The sequence below is a fragment of the Pseudomonas sp. KH_027 genome, from assembly GCF_057838565.1.
Genome location: NZ_JBYQOM010000002.1, coordinates 32,762 through 52,001 on the forward strand (window position 1 = coordinate 32,762; position 19,240 = coordinate 52,001).

Here is a 19,240-nt window from a genome sequence, read left to right on the forward strand (position 1 = left end):
GGCCCCCCCGCTGCGGAACGAGGCTCAAAGCTGGCAGTTGGCAGGTTTTGTCATGTCGGGGATGCCGTAAATTTGCGCTCTGAACGCCACTTGGTTGTACTGGCCTTGCTTTGCCCGGTTGTAACAGTCGTCGAGCTTTTTACGTTGCTCCATCGTCAGGAGGCCGTCAGCCTTCGTTGATACTTTGACCATGGCGCTGGTTTGGTCCAGTTCTTCAAGCAGCCAGTTGCCAATTTCTGCCAGTCGTCCCTGAGAGCTAACGTTTGCAATTTCTTTGACTAGCTGATGATGAAGTGCCAAATCACCGGCCATTCTAGAAGCCTGGAGCAAATGCAAAGCGCCCTCGGGGTTTGCCCGAGCCTCTGCCAGCATGTGTTCACGGGCGACCGAAAATTCCTCTGAGAGGGGGTTATGGTCATGCTCATACGTGTACTGCAATGCGGTATGGCTTGCAGCCCACCACTGTTGCGCATAACCGCCCGCTGTTTCTGCTTTGCGTAGATCGATGTAGGTACTAGCCCATCCGGCGCAAACTATGAGCATCACTCCGGCCCAAATCTTGTGATGGTGCTTGGCGATGTTCTGTCGTAGTACGAAACCTTGCATTGTCTCTCCCAATAGTCATTCGGCTAGGCTGGCATGTGTTATCGCTCCAGGTACTTCCTAAGCTTATGTATTCAGCAGGCTGGTAGCGATCCGACTCGATGCAGATGCCCCCATTCCTCGCGGCCTGTCCACTGATGGGAGTGCAGGGCATGCCATGGTCATAACCTGTCGCCACAAGCGAGGGCAGTTCGTCCTGGGCAACGGCACCAGTAGATAGCTTTGAGACTGGTGCTGCCGGCCAATGCGCTGATCACCAAGACAGCAAGCCCCTACATTCCTATACCATCATAAGAAGGGATACCCAATCCCTACCAGCCGCGTTCCTCCTGAAAAACCGTGGAATCTTTGAGCCTTCTCGGTGTTCCTCCTGAAAAACCGAAGCTCGGGCACACCCACCCTGATCACTCGCTTTTGCTCGGCCTTTTCGGCACGCCTTGGTGGCGCCTTTCTCCGCATCTTTTCTTTATTTCTTCTTCCTTTTGCCTGTGCGGCGTAGCCGCACGGGCGTTCTTTTCTTTTTTCTCGTCGGTTTCTTTTTTCTTTTTCGTCAGCGCCCTGGCCGGTATTTGTGGGTGCCTTGAGCGGTTGAAAAGCGTGTTGATTGGGGTGGTGTGTATGTTCTGCACCGAGTTGAGGTGAGCGAGAGAGGTGTGGCCGTTATAACTCCCAGGCCATTGGGTTTTCAGTAGGGCAGGGCAGTCCAGGCTCGGCTTTTTCAGATGCGGTCAGCGTCACTACAGAGGTTGCGTTTTGCAGGGTCAGATTGGTTGTTTCAGGCAGCGCAGCTCTTGCGGGATGGCCGGGGTATCACAGGCGGGCTTTTGCGATGGGGCAGGCTCGCACGTAGCTAGAGGGGGAGATTCCCAGGTTAAGGGATACCCCTTCTTATGATGGTATAGGGATAATGAAATCCAGTGAGGTGGTGCGGGGCTAGGCAAGGCGGGGCAGCTCGATCTGTTCGGCACTAGCGCCCTGGATGCCGGCGAACGCACACCTAATGCCAGCGAATGCCATGCACCAGCGATGTGCGGGGACCGCTGGCTCGAAACCGGGTCGCCTTGGGCGATGGAGCATGACGACACCGAGTCGTTATCATCGTCGCAACCCACCGACAACTGAGGGCAGCCTTTCCCAACCGGGGAAGGGTGTTCTCACCAGCCATGGAGCCTTCATGAAACGCCACTACCTGTCCGATTGACGCTACCGCGCATTCGCAGAACTGGCCCTTCGGCCCTGTCCGATAACGCATGAGGTTTCACCATGACCACGACCCAACACACCCCCCTCGCCGAGTGGGAAAGCGCCCTGCTGGATATGCAGGTCGAGATTATCGCCCTAGCTGCCGGCCACCTGGAGAATGAGCCCCGTGACGCGGAAGTTGCCCAGGAACTCATCGATCGTGCGCACGTCTTCGACATGATCGCCACCAACGGCAAGATGCCGCTCAGCCCTGATGCCCGGCAGCTGATGCACAAGGCCTATTTTGACGCAGCCAAGCTGCTGCACGACGCCTACGGTGCCGAAGTCGAGGTCTGACACCGGCTATCGCCGGCAGGCCTCCCGCGAGGCCTGCCACACCAGCCCTCCGGGGGCTTACGACGCTGTTTCATTGATGTGGAGGTAGGTATGGGCTCTTTGAGAGGGTTCTGGGCGCTGATGGCCATCTGCGTGCCGTTGGTGGTGGCCGCGACGCCGGTTTCAGCCGCAGTCGCTGTTCCAACGGATAAGCATGATCAGTCGCTGCCAGCTGCAATGGGTGGCCCGGTCATCGGGGCCACCGGCTATGTCTTCGTGGACGGGGTAGGCTGGCGCGGCGCCGAAATGATCTACTGCCCGCCGTCCATTGGACACATCCTGCCCGAGCGGATCAGGTATTACTCCAAAAACGAGGTTGTCGAAGGGCGCTGCGGGGACCAAAGCACAGTCTCTGCACAGGAGTACATCAATCTGCTGCTGGGGGACGGCGAGGCTGAGGTTATCGCTGTAGCACCCGCTGTCGGACGTTACTCTGCGTTTGGCATCATCTACTATCGGTCGATCACCAAATAGAAGGAGCGTGGCCATGACCGCATTACAGTTCGAGCGCGACCCAGCTGTTGCTAAAGCTATCGAAGACGCAACAGCGAAGGCATGCGAAGCCCTCGACACCCAGTTCCCAGGCTGGGACCGGGGCGGCATCACCAGCAACTTCCAAGGCCTGCTGGCCCAGGTCATCACCACCATGCTCAAGGGGCAATCTGTGCTCAATGGCGACCGTGGCCACGCGACCATACTGCCTCGCCTGATCGTTGATGAGGCGTTCTTTGGGCGCCCTTGGGTTCAGGGCGACATGTACCTCATCCACAAGCCCGAAAAACCCGTATACGGCGAGCCAGAGCGCGTGCTGGTGCTGGAACCCGGCGCATCGAGCTTCAAGCCGATTGCGCGAGCTGGCGATGCCTTCACCAGCTTCTCAGTTGCCGCCGCCGAGGCCATGAAGTACCTGGAGGCCGAAGGCCTCAGCATGGAGGAAGCCAAAGCCCTACAGCTGACCATTGTTCCGGTGGTCTACGACACGCAGGGCAACAACGATTGCGGGTTCAAGATAGCCAGCCCCTCACAGGCTGCGTGAGACAACGAAGGCGCCCAAGGGCGCCTTTTTCATGCCAGACAACCTGACCGATGCAGCTGTAGCTCCGACCTAATCCGGTCGGGTGCAAGCTCAGGTTGGGCAGGGCAGAATAGCCGGATCGGCTTTTTGGCGTGGCAAGTGGAGTAGGACGCCTCCCACGTTATCCTCACATCAAATCCCAGGTTTTTATCTATAACCGGAGGAAGGGAACATGGAACAAAACCACATTCAGACCTTCGCCCCACTGGCGTTCAACCTCAGCATCCGCACTGAGGCGACTGCCCCTGCGCTGGCCCGAAACGCCATCGATCATGCCCAAATGACCACGGCTCCTATGCTGATGGCGCTGGCTGCGTCCGGGGTCTGCGCGGCTGTGCTCGTCGCTGTTGGCCTTCCGTCCTGGTTGAGCATTCCTTTGGTGGTGTACCCCGGCTATCGTCTGTTCAAGGAAGTGAAGCCGAACTTCGCAGCTGCGCACGTCGAGCGGCGCATCAAGGCTAGCTACGAAATCGTGCGCAAGGCACTTGATCCTTTGGACGTGGCGTTGTTCGTAGAAGAAGTCACCGCCATCGTCAAATCCCAACATGGGAGCCAAGCATGGGCCGGGGCTGCACAGGCGCTTTTTGAGAAGCCCGATGCAGACCCGTACATGTACCTCGCAACCGTGTTTGCCAACGCCCCGGAGTGCTGGCGGCTGAGCGCACGCCGTGTGTATGACAACCTGCTGGCGGGTGTCGTGCCAGCCCCTGCAACCGCCTCCTAAGGGTGGGGCGGCGGGCCTGCACGATCCTCCACGCAGCCGTCCATTTGCCGAAGTAGGACTCCCATGAACCACAGCCCAGGACGGCACTTGCCAGACGCCATACACCAACTGCTAGAGCCCTATATCAACGCGCCTGTTGAGTGCGACGGGTTCACTCGGCTCGCCCACACGGCCCTGGAGCAAGCGGGAATCCCACACGCCTGCATGGTGGGGCGTGTGACTTCGGCTGACGGGCATAGGCAGTCGCCGACCCACTTCTGGATTCAGCTGCACGATGGCCGACTGATCGACTACAGGGCGCGTATGTGGCTTGGTGATGAGTCATCTGTTCCGCACGGAGTATTCACTCCCGGCGAATATGCGGGATGGCAGCATCAGGGCGCTGAAATCGAGCTGCCCGTTCTCAGTCCGATTTTGGCCAAATTCATGCTGCTGGACCTGCCCACAGAGACGGCAAACCTCGCCGGCTAACTGTTACGTTTTGTAATCCGCAATTGGGCATCTGTTACAGCTTCTGGTAAAATTTCCAGATTCGATTGGTAGCTCCTAATCGACTAAGGACGGTTCACAGAGCCGATATAGGACGCGATAAGCAATGGCTTACGTTTGCATAGGATTTGCAATGTGACAGAAGGGGAGTGCTTAGGTTTGTGCCTAGCGCTTGTGTGATGGGAGCGATTGGGGCCAGCTGGCCCCAAGCGTTTTATTCATTGCCCTTTTGTACTGCACCAGCCTCACCCGAGGCATTCTTCTTAATACCATCCCCCTCAGCAGCATTGCTGCCTTGAACATTGCTCGCAGCACCTGCCTGGGTGTCTACCTGAGCTGGCTTTGGCGCGGCATCTTCATCGCCTAGCGATTCGAATAGACCATCAATAGCGGCATCAATCTGGTGCTGAGCGGGCATTGATGGAAGCGGGGGCATGGTTGGGGCTACAGCTTTAGGGGCCTCATCCAGTTTGGCCTCGATCTGCTTGAGCACCGCCAGGACCTCATCATTGACTATCCGGCTGTGCTCCACAGTTAGAGCCACTTGCTCGATCTTCTCGAACTTCTCGATCTTCTCGGCTCCGCCAAGCAACGCATGATAGGTAAATGCCGTTGCGCCACTGCCGATCACGGCGCCGAGCATTGCGACCGCTGTTGCTTGCGCGAGCATGTTGAGGCCGCGTGGCTTCTGCGACTGTTGAAGTTTGGTCATGTGCTGAGACTCTGGACGTATGTTGATAAGACACCTCCAGTTTCTGGATTCAGCCACCCATACGCCACTGCGGTCGTTGCAGTTGCTCTAATCCCATGGAAGTAAAGGCATCGAGTTGAGTTGCTGGGCTCAAGCCAAATGGGAAGACTTCCCCCTATCAACCGCATCAAGCACGTAAGGGGCGTTATGGAACAGCAGCACAGCGTGGACAATATGGCCAAGGCCAAGTCATTCCTGCAAGCGAAGTGGTTCCCAGGCACCATCGCAAGCCTTGCCCTGGTAATCAGCATCGGCGGGCATACCTTCACGGCCATCAACTCTGTCGGCTACGCCAAAATGTCGAACAAGATCGACAACCTGGAATCATTCCAAGGCGTTACTGAGCGGGCGGACGGGAAACAAGACCACGCGCTCCAGGCTCTCCAAAGCGAGCTGACGAAGCAGCAGCGGCTTGTTCAATCGCTTGTAGCTGAAATCAAAGACCTGCGCTCTCTCAAATCCGAGGCGCGAACAGATACCAAGGTGCCGTCTGGTTTTGAAGCCGTGAACCAAGAGGCACGAAGCCAAGAGGCGGCAGCCAAAACCGAGCAGCAGCCGTTGCAGAACGGAGTGAACGAGCGTTTTGACAGCCTCGTCCGCTCCCGCATGAAGCAGCACTGGGAAGCGCCGCCCGTGCGTCCTGGCCGAGAGCATGTTGATGACGAGGACACCGTAGTTCTCCAGTTCGCCGTTGACCGAAATGGCTGGGTCACGGATGTGCAAGTCGCCAATACCAGCGGTGTTATAGAGTTCGACAACAGCGCTGTCAAAGCAGCACTGCGCATGAACTCGATCCCGGAGATTGCCCGCCTTAGCGATCAGGCTTACGCGCAGATCAAGGTGTTCCGACTGGCCGTAGCACCGCAGCACATGAAGTAACTGCGCAACAGTCAAAAACACAAAGGGCTCCATTGCGGAGCCCTTTTGCTATCTGCGGCAAACACGAAAAGTGTGCAATTGCCAGCGCCCGGCGAATCAGAATTGAGCATTCTGCCGGACTACCTCCCTCTTGCCTCAGTCGGCGCATATACTGTACGCATAAACAGCATTGAGGCGACCGCAAATGACCGATCTTGCGCAGCGCATAGCGCTGACTGACGAACCGATACCGCTGCGTCTTTTCCTTGGGGTGGCTTGCGGCTGGCCCTCTCAGGCTGCCGACTACGAAGAACTGCCGCTGTCGCTCGATGAGCTTGTGGGTGTCTCGGCGTACTCCATGTTCATGGTGAGAGCGCGAGGCGACTCAATGTACCCACTGATCAGGAATGGCGATCTGCTGATAGTGGACAAGAGCCTTGAGGCCGTGCTCGATGATGTTGTGGTTGCCGTAGTCGATGGTGGCTTCACAGTGAAGCGCGTGGGTAGCGTCGATGGCCGAAACGCGCTCATCCCAGAGAACCGCGCTATGGCACCCATCTTCTTTGGTGACGATGAACAGGTTGAAATTTGGGGAGTTGTCGCGTGGAACCTACACCGACTCAAAAGAGGTCGTCCGAGGTTATCGGGCTTGTAGACGGACACTGCTACTACGTTAGCTGCCACCGGCTTTTCGAGCCTCGCTTAGAGGGTAGGCCGGTGGTCGTCCTGTCAAACAACGACTCCGCCGTGGTCAGTCGATCTGACGAGGCCAAGGCGCTGGGGGTAGGGATGAGCCAGCAGCGCTCGGAGCTGGAGCCCCTTGTTAGGCGCCACGGGCTGATTCTCCGATCCTCCAATTACGCCTTGTACCAGGACATTCACAGGCGCCTTATGGCCGCAATCGGCTCTATGGTTCCTGCTGTGGACGTTTACAGTGTGGACGAGTGCTTCGTATTGATGACGGGCATGACTGGCGACCTGGGAGCCATCGGCGCAGACATAAGGCGCCATGTCCTCAAGTCGGTGGGCATCCCAGTAGGGGTCGGCATTTCTCGAAACAGGACAACCGCCAAGCTCGCAAACTGGGCCAGCAAGAAGTGGAAGCGCCAAACTGGTTCGGTGGTTGCTCTCACTGAGCATGAGAGGCTGCGCAAGCTGTTGGCTCTGGCAGAAGTGAAGGATGTTTGGGGAGTTGGCAGCCGATTTACCGAGCACCTGCACAGCTACGGCATCATCACAGCGCTACAGCTCGCAGACGCAGACGCGGCCCGGATTCAAAAGCTTCACGGCGTCGGCCTCGCCAGAACCATTCGGGAGCTGAACTGGGATTATTGCATCGGCCCGGAAAATGACGGGAGCCCGAGGAAATCTATGACCTGCTCACGGACGTTTCCAGCACCAACAAGCCTCTACTCTGACTTGTCATCAAACCTTGCAACGTTTTCTGCGATCATCGGCAGGAAGCTACGTAGGGAGAAAATCCTGGCTGCCGCAATCCGGGTTTTCATTCAGCCCGCCCGTACTTCGATAATGACATCATTGACTAAATCTGAAACAATCGAATTGACAAGTCCATCAAATGACACGCGAATATTGATCGAAGCGGCAATGAGCTGTTTGAGGTCACTTCACCGGGAAGGAGTCACCTGGATTCGAGCAGGCCTCATGGTCATCGAAGCCATCCCTGAGAAGAATTTCACGCCTGATTTGTTTACTCCGCAGGCACGCCCACGCAGCCAGGAGTTGATGGAGACGCTAGACCAGATCAATCAATTATCTGGATACGGCACGATTCGATTTGGTTCCGAACGGCGAAGCCTAGATCAGCTAGTACGCCGGCAGTATCGCTCAAATCGCTTCACAACCTCATGGATTGAGCTTCCCGAAGCAACATAGAGGCTCCTTCAAAAATTGCGAGAACAGGTTCCTTGCACAGGGAGAGGTGATGGCGCGTAAAGCGAAGCCCAAAAAAGGGATGCGTTTCAATTACGCCATTGAGACAGAAGTAGACAGGACTGTCCGCGAGCAGAATCGTTTCTTAGAGCACTGCCAGTGCAACCGAGTCCAACTGACGCTGTTTTCTACCTGCGGCGCATCCTTTAACGGCATAGTTCACCACTTCGATAGAGAGACGATCATGTTTGGCGGTAGCGGCAAGAGTGCTGCGCCGAGACTGATCTACAAGAGCTTTATCGCAATGATCATCGCCAGAGAGTCCATTGCCCTTTTCAATGAATACAAGGGCCTGGGCACTGCTCGAAGCAAAAACCGCAGAAAGCGATTCATGGCAGCCCTGAAAGCAATGCGGGCGCAGCAGCAGGGCTATGCAAGGCTGGAGTCCTGTAGCGGAGCTGATGAGGGCTAGGCTAGTCGAGAGGGACGGGGAGTAGAACCCGAAGCGAGGTGGCTGCGACGGAACCGAGTTGCGCCGCGCCACCCATCAACAGCCGGTGCGGCTACAGCTCATCCTGAACGTCACTGATCACAAAGTTGCGGATCAGGCGCGAGGTCGTCGGCTTCATCTTTTTGCTGGGGCGGAACAAGGTGCTCTGGAGCTTCTTGATAGCCGATGGCGAGGCGCACTGTGTAGCAGGAGCGACTTCGCCAACAAAAACCAGTTCCTGGTCGTAAGCTAGTCGGCGCATAAATGTTGGGCTGATGCCTACCTTCTTTGCAGCTTCTTCCCTGGTATGCGTCTGGGACAGATCGCGAAGGTGCTCGATAAACCCGTTGACCGACTCTTGATCGCGGCGGCGAGCGCGTTCACGCAGCTCAGGCGTCAACTTATCGGAGTCGAGGGAAGTGACCGGCTTTCGAGTTAAGGATCGAGCAACGACTGTTGATGTGTGGCGACGTTCTCTGGCGATGACGGCGCTGGAGATACGCTTCGTCCGACTGCCATCTGTCCCCACAAACGTGATCCCGTGACGCTCTGCGAATTCACGCAGGAACGGGATACTCATCTTATGAATGCTCGCCACCTGACGGATGGTGAACATACCGCTTTTGTCTCGAATGCGTTCGGCAACTTCAAGTTCCCGAGCCAGCATTAGGTTGTCGGACACGTCGAGGTGTGCCCTTCCAGCTTGAGCATGCTGCATTACCAAAATCCCCTTGGTTTCAAGAAGACAAAGGCCACTCATGCTTGCGATGCAGACTCGCTAGCGAAGTGAATACACCTACGTCTCTTGCGCTGTCATCTGGCTTACCCGTGCCCAGCTGGGCATCAAGGAAAGCCTTAATAGTTATGCTCAAAACCCATCATGGGCTTCGAGGTGCCACCATTTTGGCAGCATGGCGACGGGATTTCAACGCCAAAAAAATCAACCCTCACGCCAGGAAATAGGTCACAAACCTAACCGACTGATTTTCCGTCACTTCTCCGACAAGAAAAAGCAATGAGCGGGAGTGGATTCCCGGCGCCCGGTCGTTATGATCTGTTCCGCAAAAGCAATATGCCCGGCACTTGCCACCCGATGCTGGGTTAAATCGGACGAAACCAGAAGGAAAAAATACGTGGCGACCATCATCAGCAGAAAAACCATCCTGGCACTGGCAATCGCGACGGCATCCGCCGCCCACGCAGCGCCAGCCCAGATCAACGTCAGCGGCAGCACCGGCATCGAGGTCGCCACTGGCAGTTTTGACAGCATCACGCTCAACGGCAGCGCAAATCGCGATGCAGGCCAGGACGGTATCGACCTCGATGGCCCACAGGTGTCTGGCAACTTCGTCAACGATGCCAACTACAACCTGACCGGCGATTTCGTTGACGCCATCGGTATCGAAGACGACTCGGCTGATGGCGCCATCGGTGGCAGCTTCATCAACAACGGTACGATCAACGCCAGCGGCTACAACGCTTCCGGCATCAATATCTCTGATGCCGTTATCGGCCAGAACGGCGTAGCAGACGACGCCATTGGCAATGTGATCAACAACGGCACCATCCGGGTTACTGATAATTCGGGCAATGCCCCCACGGACGAACAGGCAGCGATCATGCTGGAGAATGTCCAGCTGTCCGGCGACGTGATCAACAAAGGCACTATCTCCGTCAATGCCCGCAATGCCTGGGGCGTCAAAGTGGACGGCCAGGACCAGGACCCGAGCGACCTCGCCAAATACGCGACTATCGACCGTGACGTGGTGAACACCGGCACCATCAGCGTGAGCGGCACCAATGCACGCGGCATCGAACTGAACATGGTCAACTTTGGCCAGGACGTAGAAAACAGCGGCACCATTAGTGTCGGCGGCTCCAATGCTGTCGCCCTGCGCATGGATCGCTCCGACTACAACCGCATCATGAACACCGGCACCATCCGCGCCGAGGGCGCCAACTCCGTCGCCATCGAAGTACGCGAGTCGTTCGGCAACAACGCGCTGAGCCAAGGCATCATCAATAGCGGCACCATTGCCTCGGATGGCGTGGGTATCAAGATCACCAACGACCTGCTGCAAACCGGCCCCGGCGAAACCAGCAACGCCGATAACTTCTACCGCATCACCCAGAACGGCGGCGTGATCAGCGGCGGTGACGCTGCGATTGATGGCAACGGTCAAACCATCCTGCACCTGAACGGCGGCACCGTCATCGGTGACATTGAAGGCATCCGCGATGCTTTCGTGAACGGCAACGTGGCCATCTACTCCCAGCTGATCGAAGCCGACAAGCTGGATGTGGTTGCAGGCAAGCTGTACGTCGCAGAAGTCACCAACGTGACTGGCGATATGTTCGTGCGCAATGGCGCCGGCCTGAGCCTGTTCGTGAACAACAGCACCGATCCGAGCAAGGCCATGGTTGAAGTTGATGGCAAGCTGACCCTGGAGCAGGGCAGCGTCATCGGTCTGACCACGCTGCCGGGGCAGTTCACCAAAGCCTCCACCAAATATGTTCTGGTGAGCGCTGACCAGCTGGAAAACCTGGGTGTTCAAGTGAAGACCCTGACTCCGCTGCTGGCTGTTACCAACGTCGAGTTCGGCAGCAACAACATCAGCGCCGACATTGGCCTCGCCACTGGCGCCCAAGCCGGTGAAGGTCTGGCGAATGCCGGCGTAGACGCCAACGGCATTGCCGCTACCAAAGCGTTCATCGACAGCGTGCTGGCCAAGCTGCCTGTAGACAGCAACCTGTATCAGACCTTCCTGAACGCCAACGACGCTGAACTGCGCCAGCTGGCTCGTCAGCTCCAGCCGGAAACCAACCGCGCAGCGCAGTCCGCCTCGCTGGCAGCCACCGGCCTGACCAACTCGGCCATCGGCAGTCGCGCTTCCTCGCTGGGTGCAAACTCCGGTGATGCACTGATCGAAACCGGCGTATGGGTTAAAGCGCTTCACGGCAACAGCGACCAGGGCGAGCGCGACGGTATTGCTGGCTACGACGCCGACTCCAGCGGTCTGATTATCGGCGCTGATGGCAAGGTGAATGAGCAGACCACTCTTGGTCTTGCCCTGAGCCACGTTCGCACCGATGTTTCCTCCGACACTGACAACAAAACCGATGTGGCCACCACGCTGCTGACTGGTTACGGTTCGTGGGAGCATGGCCCTTACTCGGTGATCGGCAGCCTGACCTACGGCCAGAGCGATAACGAGTCGAAGCGCTACATTGCTGGCGAGAAGGCCGAAGGCAACTACGACTCCAACGTCCTGGCTGCTGACCTGAGCGGCGGCTACACCATCAAGCTGAACGAGAACCTGGACCTGATCCCGACCATTGCGACCCGTTACGCGAAGGTGCAGATCGACAGCTTCACCGAGAAGGGCACCCAAGCAGCTCTGCGCTCTGGCAGTCAGTCTCTGGAAGTCTTCGACGTGGGCGCTGGCGTGAAGCTGGAAGGCGTCTACGGCGACTTCCAGCCGAACGCTCGCCTGATGGCCTTCCACGACTTTGCTCAGGACTCGGCTGACAGCACTTCGGCCTACGCGCTCGGCGGCACCACCTTCGCGACCACTGGCGCCCCGGCGACCGCATGGACTTACGAAGCTGGTATCGGCCTTGATTGGACCAAGGGCAACTACACCATCGGCGCGTCTTACGACTACACCCGTAAGGCCGACTTCAACGCCGACACCGTGAGCCTCAAGGCCCGTTACGACTTCTAACAGCCAGCTCGGAACGAACAGACCCGCCTCTCACGGCGGGTTTGTTTTAAGGGGGATTCACACATGAAAGCAGTCCACAAACCTCTACTGAGGGCAGGGATGCTTGCCAGCCTACTGCTGGCAACTGGTTGCGCCATGAAGCCAATGGACCTCACCAGAATCAGCGATGGCAGCGAGCTGCGGCCTGTTGCAGTCAAAACGTCGAAGTACACCATCCAGACACTACAGCCGACCGAACTGCGAGTGCAGACCCTGCGCGTTTACATCGAGGGCGATGGCCGCGCCTGGATCACCAGCCGGACGGTGAGCGATGACCCTACGCCGGTAAAAAGCATGATGCCCAGCTTGGCGATTGCCGACCCAGCTCCAGCCGTCTACATGGCCCGGCCATGCCAGTTCATTCTGGGCGCCAGCTGCCGTAAAGAAATGTGGACCTCGGGTCGATTCGGCAAAGAGGCAATCCACGCAGCGAGCGAAGTGCTCGACACCCTCAAATCCCAACATGGGGTTCAGCAATTCGAGCTAGTTGGGTATTCCGGTGGTGGGGCTGTCGCCTTGCTGCTGGCCGCAACTCGCTCAGATGTGGTGCAGGTTCAGACCATCGCCGGCAACATCGATCCGCTTGCCTGGACGCAGATGAAAGGTTTGTCACCGCTGACCAGCTCGTTGAACCCGGTCGATTATGCAGAAAGGCTGGCGGGTATCCCTCAGAGGCACCTGATTGGCATGAACGACACAGTTGTTCCTCCAGAAGTGAGCCAAGCCTACATGCTCAAGGTCCAGCCGAACTGCGGTGAAACGATCTTCGTCGATGCTGACCACCATTCGGGATATGAGGCCAGCTGGGAGTTAATCCGGGACAAGCCCGTGTCTTGCGAGCCACCTGCAAGCAATAGCGCGAAGTGAGGAAGTGATGAGTAGCTTGATGAACCCCATAGCAATAGCAGCGCTCAACCGTGCCGTTGCTGCGGCCAGAAAAAGCCCAACGCCACGGCCTAAGTACAACAGCCGAACCGCCGACAAGTTCGTGATCCGTGGGTACGCAGAGTTGTTTGCCGAACTGGACGCCATTGGTAAGCACCAGGGGCGGAGCATGAATTCCGAGGCTGTGGCTGCCATCCTGGAGGCGCTAGCCGGCCAACGGCGCAACGCAGCGCTAACCGGAATCCTCAAGGCTCATATTGGCGCGGAAGTGGCAAGCAGAGTGCTGGCGGAAGTCCCTGACTTCGACTTGACCAAGTGCAGCACACCACGCAACTTCGTTTTGCGCCTTCCCCCGAGTGTCCGCGACACTATCCGCGAGGGGGTGACAAACGCTGTCGCTGTGAAGGGCGGCAGCGGCGGCTCGATGAACTCATGGGTGCTCGATGCACTGGTGGAATGGGTCAACTCACAGCGCCAGCAATATGCGCTGTTGATGGCATCAATAGCGATGGAGCAGATAGCAATAGGGGCGTAGTGACCCAGGAAAGCAGCACTGCTCCTGCCCCAGAAAGAACAAAGGCGCCATAGGGCGCCTTTATTCTGTGAGCGAGTTTTCTACATCATCCATGACCACTGCTCGATCACTGACTACGCAATCGCGTGGAGCCATTCTCAGCGATTTCGAGGCTGCTGACAAATCAGCGGCATCGAAGCGCCGCTACAGCAGCGTGTAGCACGCAGACTTGAACTTGGACTCGATGCACAGCTCGCGTTTAACCACCCCGTGCTGATCGACCGTTTTCATCGTGGCCACGTCACCGGATGCACCAGTCACAGCGCCCTGGACCTGAAAGACACCATCCGTTGTCTCAACCGAGGATGAGCTTGAGAAGGCGCTTTCGTGAAGCTGAATCCGAACAACAGAGCCTGCCGACTCAAAGGTGGGGGCTGGAGGCGGAGCAACTGGCTTAGACGGTAACGATCCAATGACGGCAACGATCAGCGCAACACCACCCAGCATGAGGAAACAACGGCGCCGAGCCAGTCGCACGAACGCTGCCCGTTCGCCTGGGCTCCCGTGCATGATCAGCCACTCGGGGTCCGCGTGCAGTCCACGAATGAAAGGGCTTCTGAGCACACTAGCAATCAGCCGCTTGTTCTTTTCGTCTGCCCTATCGAGCTTTGCTTGTGCTTCCATTGCCACTCCAATGTGTTGATAGCTGATAACCGGGATCAGTCGCTGTCTGGCAACGACTGGAAATGTGAGAGCAGGGTGTTCGCGTTGCCGGCGTTACTCAGATCGCCACCCGCTGGTAAAACCGGCTGGTTGAGAGCAAGCGTTCCAAAATCCTTGCGCTTCGGCATGTACCTCTTGGCATTCTCGATGGAGCGCCACCCAACGTGCTCCATCAGCATGGTCATATCCCAACCCGCTCGTACCGCCCAGTCTGCGAAGCCGTGTCGAAGGGAGTGGGTACTGAAATGGGACTCACCGGGGAAAAGGGCGTTTGCCACTCTGTTGATGATGTGGCCAATGCTCTGCTTGTGGATTCCGGTTTCGGCCAACCGCCCCCAGCGGTTGATTGAGCGAAACACCAACCCCGAGGTGATGCCAGAAGCCTGAATCCAGTCGATATAGGCGGAGGCAGGGCAGTAGGCCCTGAGCGCTGGCATTTCGTATATGCGCCCGCTTGCGTCTCGATCTGTCTTGCTGTGAGACAGGAAGATGCTGATCCCATCGGTGCGGCTTGCCTTCACGTTCTCAACGGCGACCCGGCTCAGCTCATCGCTTCGGAAGCCCTGCCAGAACCCAACCAGGACCAGGGCGAGGTCGCGATGTGTGCGAAGAATGGCCCCTTGATCGCCTGCCTGAATGGCAGCCTTCTTCTCAGCTTCAAGCTGGTCGCAGATGGTGAGCAAATGCCTGAATGTCAGCGGGTAAGCCTGCTTGGGGGCATCCTGGTGCTCCTTGGCAATGCCCCTCATCGTTTGCTTGACCGTAGGACTGGCTGTCGGATCGATGAAGCCCTGCTGCTTATGCCACTTGGAAAGTGCCGAGAGCCGCTGACGCAGAGTGCTGACTTTCAAGCTCTGGGCATAGGTCGCCAAGTACCTGCACAAAGCATCTTCGTTTGCAGGCAGGTATCCGCCCCATTGGTAGCGGTAGTGGCTGATGTGAGCTTTGTAAGTCCGCTCGGTATTCGCCGATTTCCCGCTTTGATGGTATCGGGCGACCAAATCCTCTATCTCAGCGCCAGGGCGGACCTGATCAAGTGCGGACTCAGTAGCGCCTGGAGAGTCTGGGAAAGGGGATTTCATTAGGGGGATAACTCAGTGATGTGTGCCCTGAGTATAACGCTGTGGCGCCTGCATCCATTGCACTGGGCAGGCACCACCTCAAGCCGCAGATTGGGAAGCGAGAATCGCCGCGGCCTTCCTCAGCCCCCCATCTGGGGAGTGAACTGAATATTTCTGTTGGCGTAGGCCTTCTGGAAATCAGCATCAGACAGGCGCTGCACTTCGTTTATGGCGCCAATGGACTTCACCGCGCTGATCACAGAACCATCGAACTCTGGATTACCAGAAGGGCGAGTCAGCTCTACGGACTCAACCTTGCCTTCGCGGCTCATCTTCAACTGAATGATCGCGTTCAGATTCGCCGAGGCACCAGCCGGCTTATACCAGTTCTCGGAAATCCGCTTTGCCAGGATCGAATCGACATGCTGGATTGTCAGCGTAGGGGCATCGACAGGCACATTGGCGATGAGCGCGGGAACCTGCCCACCTGCATTCGTAGAAGTATCCGGTTCGCCTTCGAAAGGGTTATCCGATTCGAGAAGCGCATCCAAGGCCTTGGCAGTTGGCTTTGGCGGTTTAGCCTCAGCAGGAATCACTGGTGTAGCCGAGATAGAGGAAGGCTTTACCTCTAGCGATGAAGCCGGCGTTTTGGCTTGAGTGCCCTGTGGCAGATCAGCGGCAGTCGGTGCCTGGATTGCCTTCGGGGTTTCAGCCGGGCTCTGCTGTGAGGGCGGCACCGCCGCACCACCAGTCTTCATAGCCATCATGGCCTTGGCCAATTGTTGGCGGTCGATGTTCATCACGTTGGCCATCGCTGTCAGGCCAATATCCAGCTCATCGATACGTGTTCGGTTCTGGTTGGCAATGGCGAGCTTGTCCTGGAGCGAAGTGTTCAGCTCACGCAGCTCTTTTACTTCGGTAGACAGCGCATCGATCTTGCTGCTGTTGGGAAGGGCGCTGAGGACTGCTGAGGCAGCGCTTACAGCAAGTGCGCCGGCACCGAGAGCCAGCGCAATGTAGGTCATTTTCGATTCGTTCAAGGGGCGCATCCTCCGCAGTACATATGCGGCGACTCTACGCCCGCTGCGCATGCGCTTCATCCCAACTACATGCAGTTCCTCAGACAGAGGTAGTGCGTTTCCTAGCGCCAATCCTGATCAGCGAATCTGGTCGAAGCATCCATCCGATTGCCAGCAGTATTCGGTGTTGAGCTGAGTCTTCACCCAGTCTTCACTCAGCGCACGCTTGATGAAATCAGGCAGTGTCACTCCCCAGGACTTGAGCACTTCATCGAAGGCGTCCACCTCCTGCGCTGTGCCATACCCAGGTGCAAACATGGAGTTCCAAATGGGGGTGGTCATCGGCTCAGTTGCGTCGAACACGTAGCAGAAGTAATGAGGGCCACTTGCCCCGACCTGAAAGCCAATCACAACGATTGCTCGGCCAGCCGAAGTAGTGGAGGGGAGTTCAATGGTATGCCTTGACATTAGACCCCCTTGGCCAGCTCAAGAGACTGCACTTGCTGATCGCATACAGGTTGCGCTCGCTCTATAGCCGCATGAATTCGGTCCCACAGCAGCTTGCCGGCATCGTCACAGCTCTCGCGGCAGGAGCCCAAGTGGGTCTGCCATATCTTGAGCAGGGTGATGGCATCGGAAGGGACGCACGTCATGTCGCTGGGTTTCCCCGGCCCTGGAGGCAGAGCGCTATTCTTCTGGGCAACATCAGCCGCTAGCTCTTTTCCGACCTGAACCACCCAGCTGACCCATTCACGGCGCTGCCAATAGACGGGCTCGTCATCTTGCGGGACGCGGATTTCATGGCCTTTACCACTATTGATCGAGGTGAGGGCGTGAATTGCCTCGTCTACTTTCTCTCGCGATACCTTTACTACCTCGCCCATGGACTCACTCAACCCCGTGTCCCATTTTCGAGCCACGCAAGCAGGCGCACAGCGACGGCCTCACTGACACCCGTAAGAGTCGCAAATTCAGCTGCACTCAACTTCCGCAATGCCACTGCCAACAGATAGCGGTATGCGCCATCAGCCCCACCTGGGAGCGGGCCGTTCTGGACAAAATCATCGACGAACGATGCGTCAGCCTCTGCCAGTGCCGACGCTATGAAATCTACGAGCTGGTTTGAAACGGTCATTGGTAGTCCTTGATTCTAAATAGGGATGCGGAGCCTTTTTGCCGTATTGGCAAATGCCAGACGCGATGGTCCAGGGAATGGTTAATTTATAACGTCTGCCGTGACGGGCCGGCTCGCAAGCTTTGACGGTTTCTCTACGAAACGGCTCCAGCTATCTCGAAACTTTCGTTCCAGCTCGGGGCGCGGAGCCTTGTAGGTGAACACCTGGACCCCTTTTTCCCAGATCAGGCTCTGCGCTTGCGTGCCGCCTGCCACTGCTTTCATGGACTCCAAAGCTTTCGCACTAGGGGTGTTGTAAAGCGTGTATTCGGCGTTTTGCTGCGCAACGTCGCTTCGCATGAAGAAGCTGATGAACATACGCGCAGACTCGTAGTTCTGGGATTTTGCCGGTATCGCCATGGTGTCGAGGAAAAACAGAGTCCCTTCGTCCGGCAGGATGAACTCCAGCCCCGGATGTTCCCCTATCATTGCTCTGGCATCACCCTCCCACGCCATGCTGACGCATAGCTTTCCTGCCGCCATGGCCTCGCGATATTCAGCGCTATCAACCATCGCGTAGTGGGGCTTCAAGGAGGTCAATGCTTGATCTAAAACGTCGAGCGAACGTTCTGTGGCGAAATCAAGACTCCGCCCTTTGTAGTTCATGATCAGCGAATAGATTTCTTCCCGGCCTTCGAGAATGCTAACCCCACAAGAGCTGAGTTTTTCGACTGCTGTCTCATCGAACAAAAGGCCCCAGCTCTGAGCAATTGAGCTGCCGAGCGCGGCCTCTGCCTTGCCCCGATCAAGCAGCACACCAACACGCCCCCAGAAATACGGAGCTGCGTAGCTCAAAGTCCGATCATGGGTGAATAGATGGCTGCGGATCAGCGGCTGCATATCGTAAAAGCCGTCGATCTTAGAGGCATCGAAGGGTCTGATAAGGCTCTCACTGATCAACTCCTGGAGCCGATCAGTAGCTGGCACCACCACATCCAGCGGCTCGCCCGACTTTAGGAGAGCGTCCATTTCATCGCCAGTCTCGTAAGTCTGGTAGTGGACCTTGATACCCGACTCTTTCTCGAATCGCTCGATCAGAGCTGGGTCGATGTAGTCGTTCCAGTTTGCGACGTGAATTTCTTGGCCTGCGCTCACTGCGCTAACCATGGCCATCATTACAGCCGCAAGAGCCGCCTTGGGCGCATTCTGCTTGATCACCAGCACTCTCCGTTGTGAATTGTGAATTCAGCGGAGAATAAATGCGGCCTCTAGACAGCTTCCATCCAACACGCCGCACTTGCTATTAGGTGGCCACCACACACTGATCGCAGGTGGGTTTAGGCGCTACTGCTCCACATTGATGGCATACACCTGCACCGGGTCAGGCCCGAAATGTGGGTGCGTCAATGTCGTGATCCTATAGCCTTTCCAGGGGCGAGTTAGCCGCCTGCTCTTGTCATCCCGCTTTGGGTAGCCGCAAGTCAGCTCGATGGCTTCGTAACACCGCCCCTCAAGCCGCTTGCGCCAGTAGGGCGTGACAAGCCTGTATTCCTCTGGCTTTTCGCCCGCCTTGATGGCTTCGAAATACTCGCGCTTGAGCGGAAGGGTCAGCGTGGCCATCAGCACCCCCTGCGTCAAAGCCAGCGGAGTGGTGCAGGGACTGGCACATTGGCATTTGCACTCTCTACTGCCGCCCCCA

At 57.2% G+C, this 19,240-nt stretch carries 24 protein-coding genes; 13 read left to right on the top strand and 11 right to left on the bottom strand.

Features of this window, described 5'->3' with window-relative positions; translation table 11 throughout:
- Positions 1–24 precede the first annotated feature (24 nt).
- Positions 25–606 carry a hypothetical protein gene (locus tag AC3IYG_RS22715; RefSeq protein ID WP_489314098.1) on the bottom strand — a complete coding sequence of 194 codons (582 nt, stop codon included), beginning with the start codon at positions 604–606 and terminating at the stop codon, positions 25–27.
- A 336-nt stretch (positions 607–942) separates the two neighbouring features.
- Between AC3IYG_RS22715 and AC3IYG_RS22720 the strand changes: the two genes are divergently transcribed.
- From AC3IYG_RS22720 to AC3IYG_RS22745, 6 genes are all read left to right on the top strand, one after another.
- Positions 943–1,245, top strand: a complete 303-nt coding sequence (locus AC3IYG_RS22720; RefSeq protein ID WP_489332271.1) for a hypothetical protein — start codon at positions 943–945, stop codon at positions 1,243–1,245.
- Between the two features lie 621 nt (positions 1,246–1,866).
- Positions 1,867–2,142 carry a hypothetical protein gene (locus AC3IYG_RS22725; protein ID WP_489314096.1) on the top strand — a complete coding sequence of 92 codons (276 nt, stop codon included), beginning with the start codon at positions 1,867–1,869 and terminating at the stop codon, positions 2,140–2,142.
- A 90-nt stretch (positions 2,143–2,232) separates the two neighbouring features.
- Positions 2,233–2,655 carry a hypothetical protein gene (locus AC3IYG_RS22730; RefSeq protein ID WP_489314095.1) on the top strand — a complete coding sequence of 141 codons (423 nt, stop codon included), beginning with the start codon at positions 2,233–2,235 and terminating at the stop codon, positions 2,653–2,655.
- A 7-nt stretch (positions 2,656–2,662) separates the two neighbouring features.
- On the top strand, positions 2,663–3,217 hold the full coding sequence (locus AC3IYG_RS22735; protein ID WP_489332273.1) for a hypothetical protein: 555 nt from the start codon (positions 2,663–2,665) through the stop codon (positions 3,215–3,217).
- A gap of 211 nt (positions 3,218–3,428) precedes the next feature.
- The gene (locus tag AC3IYG_RS22740) at positions 3,429–3,980 is read left to right on the top strand and encodes a hypothetical protein (protein WP_489314093.1); all 552 of its coding nucleotides are present in this window, start codon (positions 3,429–3,431) and stop codon (positions 3,978–3,980) included.
- 216 nt (positions 3,981–4,196) lie between these two features.
- Positions 4,197–4,451: a hypothetical protein gene (locus tag AC3IYG_RS22745; protein ID WP_489314092.1), complete on the top strand. Its 255-nt coding sequence runs from the start codon at positions 4,197–4,199 to the stop codon at positions 4,449–4,451.
- 232 nt (positions 4,452–4,683) lie between these two features.
- On the opposite strand, the gene AC3IYG_RS22750 is transcribed toward AC3IYG_RS22745, so the two are convergent.
- Positions 4,684–5,181: a hypothetical protein gene (locus tag AC3IYG_RS22750; protein ID WP_489314091.1), complete on the bottom strand. Its 498-nt coding sequence runs from the start codon at positions 5,179–5,181 to the stop codon at positions 4,684–4,686.
- A gap of 186 nt (positions 5,182–5,367) precedes the next feature.
- Between AC3IYG_RS22750 and AC3IYG_RS22755 the strand changes: the two genes are divergently transcribed.
- The 4 genes from AC3IYG_RS22755 to AC3IYG_RS22770 all read left to right on the top strand — a co-directional run bounded on the left by AC3IYG_RS22755 (position 5,368) and on the right by AC3IYG_RS22770 (position 8,443).
- On the top strand, positions 5,368–6,099 hold the full coding sequence (locus tag AC3IYG_RS22755) for an energy transducer TonB (RefSeq protein WP_489314090.1): 732 nt from the start codon (positions 5,368–5,370) through the stop codon (positions 6,097–6,099).
- A gap of 184 nt (positions 6,100–6,283) precedes the next feature.
- Entirely contained in the window at positions 6,284–6,733 is a 450-nt protein-coding gene (locus tag AC3IYG_RS22760; RefSeq protein WP_489314089.1) for a LexA family protein, read from the top strand.
- Positions 6,682–7,974: a Y-family DNA polymerase gene (locus AC3IYG_RS22765; protein WP_489314088.1), complete on the top strand. Its 1,293-nt coding sequence runs from the start codon at positions 6,682–6,684 to the stop codon at positions 7,972–7,974. The genes AC3IYG_RS22760 and AC3IYG_RS22765 overlap by 52 nt, the downstream gene beginning before the upstream one ends.
- A 49-nt stretch (positions 7,975–8,023) precedes the next feature.
- Positions 8,024–8,443 (top strand): RNA chaperone Hfq, encoded by a 420-nt coding sequence (locus AC3IYG_RS22770; RefSeq protein WP_489314087.1) that lies wholly within the window; start codon positions 8,024–8,026, stop codon positions 8,441–8,443.
- 91 nt (positions 8,444–8,534) lie between these two features.
- On the opposite strand, the gene AC3IYG_RS22775 is transcribed toward AC3IYG_RS22770, so the two are convergent.
- On the bottom strand, positions 8,535–9,221 hold the full coding sequence (locus tag AC3IYG_RS22775; RefSeq protein WP_489332275.1) for a hypothetical protein: 687 nt from the start codon (positions 9,219–9,221) through the stop codon (positions 8,535–8,537).
- A gap of 373 nt (positions 9,222–9,594) precedes the next feature.
- Between AC3IYG_RS22775 and AC3IYG_RS22780 the strand changes: the two genes are divergently transcribed.
- From AC3IYG_RS22780 to AC3IYG_RS22790, 3 genes are all read left to right on the top strand, one after another.
- Complete coding sequence (locus AC3IYG_RS22780) at positions 9,595–12,186, top strand: autotransporter family protein (protein ID WP_489314085.1); 2,592 nt, start codon at positions 9,595–9,597, stop codon at positions 12,184–12,186.
- A 63-nt stretch (positions 12,187–12,249) separates the two neighbouring features.
- The gene (locus AC3IYG_RS22785) at positions 12,250–13,092 is read left to right on the top strand and encodes an alpha/beta fold hydrolase (protein ID WP_489314084.1); all 843 of its coding nucleotides are present in this window, start codon (positions 12,250–12,252) and stop codon (positions 13,090–13,092) included.
- Positions 13,093–13,099: 7 nt separating this feature from the next.
- Entirely contained in the window at positions 13,100–13,645 is a 546-nt protein-coding gene (locus tag AC3IYG_RS22790; RefSeq protein WP_489314083.1) for an Arc family DNA-binding protein, read from the top strand.
- A 183-nt stretch (positions 13,646–13,828) separates the two neighbouring features.
- Here the strand turns inward: AC3IYG_RS22790 and AC3IYG_RS22795 are convergent, their stop codons facing one another.
- From AC3IYG_RS22795 to AC3IYG_RS22830, 8 genes are all read right to left on the bottom strand, one after another.
- Complete coding sequence (locus tag AC3IYG_RS22795) at positions 13,829–14,308, bottom strand: hypothetical protein (protein ID WP_489314082.1); 480 nt, start codon at positions 14,306–14,308, stop codon at positions 13,829–13,831.
- 35 nt (positions 14,309–14,343) lie between these two features.
- Positions 14,344–15,219 (bottom strand): site-specific integrase, encoded by an 876-nt coding sequence (locus tag AC3IYG_RS22800; protein ID WP_489314081.1) that lies wholly within the window; start codon positions 15,217–15,219, stop codon positions 14,344–14,346.
- Between the two features lie 329 nt (positions 15,220–15,548).
- Positions 15,549–16,448 carry a TonB C-terminal domain-containing protein gene (locus AC3IYG_RS22805; protein WP_489314080.1) on the bottom strand — a complete coding sequence of 300 codons (900 nt, stop codon included), beginning with the start codon at positions 16,446–16,448 and terminating at the stop codon, positions 15,549–15,551.
- Positions 16,449–16,565: 117 nt separating this feature from the next.
- On the bottom strand, positions 16,566–16,769 hold the full coding sequence (locus tag AC3IYG_RS22810; protein WP_489314079.1) for a hypothetical protein: 204 nt from the start codon (positions 16,767–16,769) through the stop codon (positions 16,566–16,568).
- A 125-nt stretch (positions 16,770–16,894) separates the two neighbouring features.
- The gene (locus tag AC3IYG_RS22815; RefSeq protein WP_489314078.1) at positions 16,895–17,311 is read right to left on the bottom strand and encodes a hypothetical protein; all 417 of its coding nucleotides are present in this window, start codon (positions 17,309–17,311) and stop codon (positions 16,895–16,897) included.
- 8 nt (positions 17,312–17,319) lie between these two features.
- Complete coding sequence (locus tag AC3IYG_RS22820) at positions 17,320–17,562, bottom strand: hypothetical protein (RefSeq protein ID WP_489332277.1); 243 nt, start codon at positions 17,560–17,562, stop codon at positions 17,320–17,322.
- An 81-nt stretch (positions 17,563–17,643) separates the two neighbouring features.
- Positions 17,644–18,759 (bottom strand): extracellular solute-binding protein, encoded by a 1,116-nt coding sequence (locus AC3IYG_RS22825; protein ID WP_489332279.1) that lies wholly within the window; start codon positions 18,757–18,759, stop codon positions 17,644–17,646.
- 126 nt (positions 18,760–18,885) lie between these two features.
- Positions 18,886–19,161, bottom strand: coding sequence for an ASCH domain-containing protein (locus AC3IYG_RS22830; protein ID WP_489332281.1), 276 nt, complete (start codon positions 19,159–19,161; stop codon positions 18,886–18,888).
- Positions 19,162–19,240 lie beyond the last annotated feature (79 nt).

Coding starts and splice junctions, on each gene's coding strand:
- AC3IYG_RS22820 (WP_489332277.1), bottom strand. CDS start 17,562: ATGACCGTTTCAAACCAGCTCGTAGATTTCATAGCGTCGGCACTGGCA.
- AC3IYG_RS22795 (WP_489314082.1), bottom strand. CDS start 14,308: ATGGAAGCACAAGCAAAGCTCGATAGGGCAGACGAAAAGAACAAGCGG.
- AC3IYG_RS22750 (WP_489314091.1), bottom strand. CDS start 5,181: ATGACCAAACTTCAACAGTCGCAGAAGCCACGCGGCCTCAACATGCTC.
- AC3IYG_RS22785 (WP_489314084.1), top strand. CDS start 12,250: ATGAAAGCAGTCCACAAACCTCTACTGAGGGCAGGGATGCTTGCCAGC.
- AC3IYG_RS22760 (WP_489314089.1), top strand. CDS start 6,284: ATGACCGATCTTGCGCAGCGCATAGCGCTGACTGACGAACCGATACCG.
- AC3IYG_RS22755 (WP_489314090.1), top strand. CDS start 5,368: ATGGAACAGCAGCACAGCGTGGACAATATGGCCAAGGCCAAGTCATTC.
- AC3IYG_RS22815 (WP_489314078.1), bottom strand. CDS start 17,311: ATGGGCGAGGTAGTAAAGGTATCGCGAGAGAAAGTAGACGAGGCAATT.
- AC3IYG_RS22740 (WP_489314093.1), top strand. CDS start 3,429: ATGGAACAAAACCACATTCAGACCTTCGCCCCACTGGCGTTCAACCTC.
- AC3IYG_RS22730 (WP_489314095.1), top strand. CDS start 2,233: ATGGGCTCTTTGAGAGGGTTCTGGGCGCTGATGGCCATCTGCGTGCCG.
- AC3IYG_RS22810 (WP_489314079.1), bottom strand. CDS start 16,769: ATGACCACCCCCATTTGGAACTCCATGTTTGCACCTGGGTATGGCACA.
- AC3IYG_RS22830 (WP_489332281.1), bottom strand. CDS start 19,161: ATGGCCACGCTGACCCTTCCGCTCAAGCGCGAGTATTTCGAAGCCATC.
- AC3IYG_RS22770 (WP_489314087.1), top strand. CDS start 8,024: ATGGCGCGTAAAGCGAAGCCCAAAAAAGGGATGCGTTTCAATTACGCC.
- AC3IYG_RS22790 (WP_489314083.1), top strand. CDS start 13,100: ATGAGTAGCTTGATGAACCCCATAGCAATAGCAGCGCTCAACCGTGCC.
- AC3IYG_RS22725 (WP_489314096.1), top strand. CDS start 1,867: ATGACCACGACCCAACACACCCCCCTCGCCGAGTGGGAAAGCGCCCTG.
- AC3IYG_RS22715 (WP_489314098.1), bottom strand. CDS start 606: ATGCAAGGTTTCGTACTACGACAGAACATCGCCAAGCACCATCACAAG.
- AC3IYG_RS22775 (WP_489332275.1), bottom strand. CDS start 9,221: ATGAGTGGCCTTTGTCTTCTTGAAACCAAGGGGATTTTGGTAATGCAG.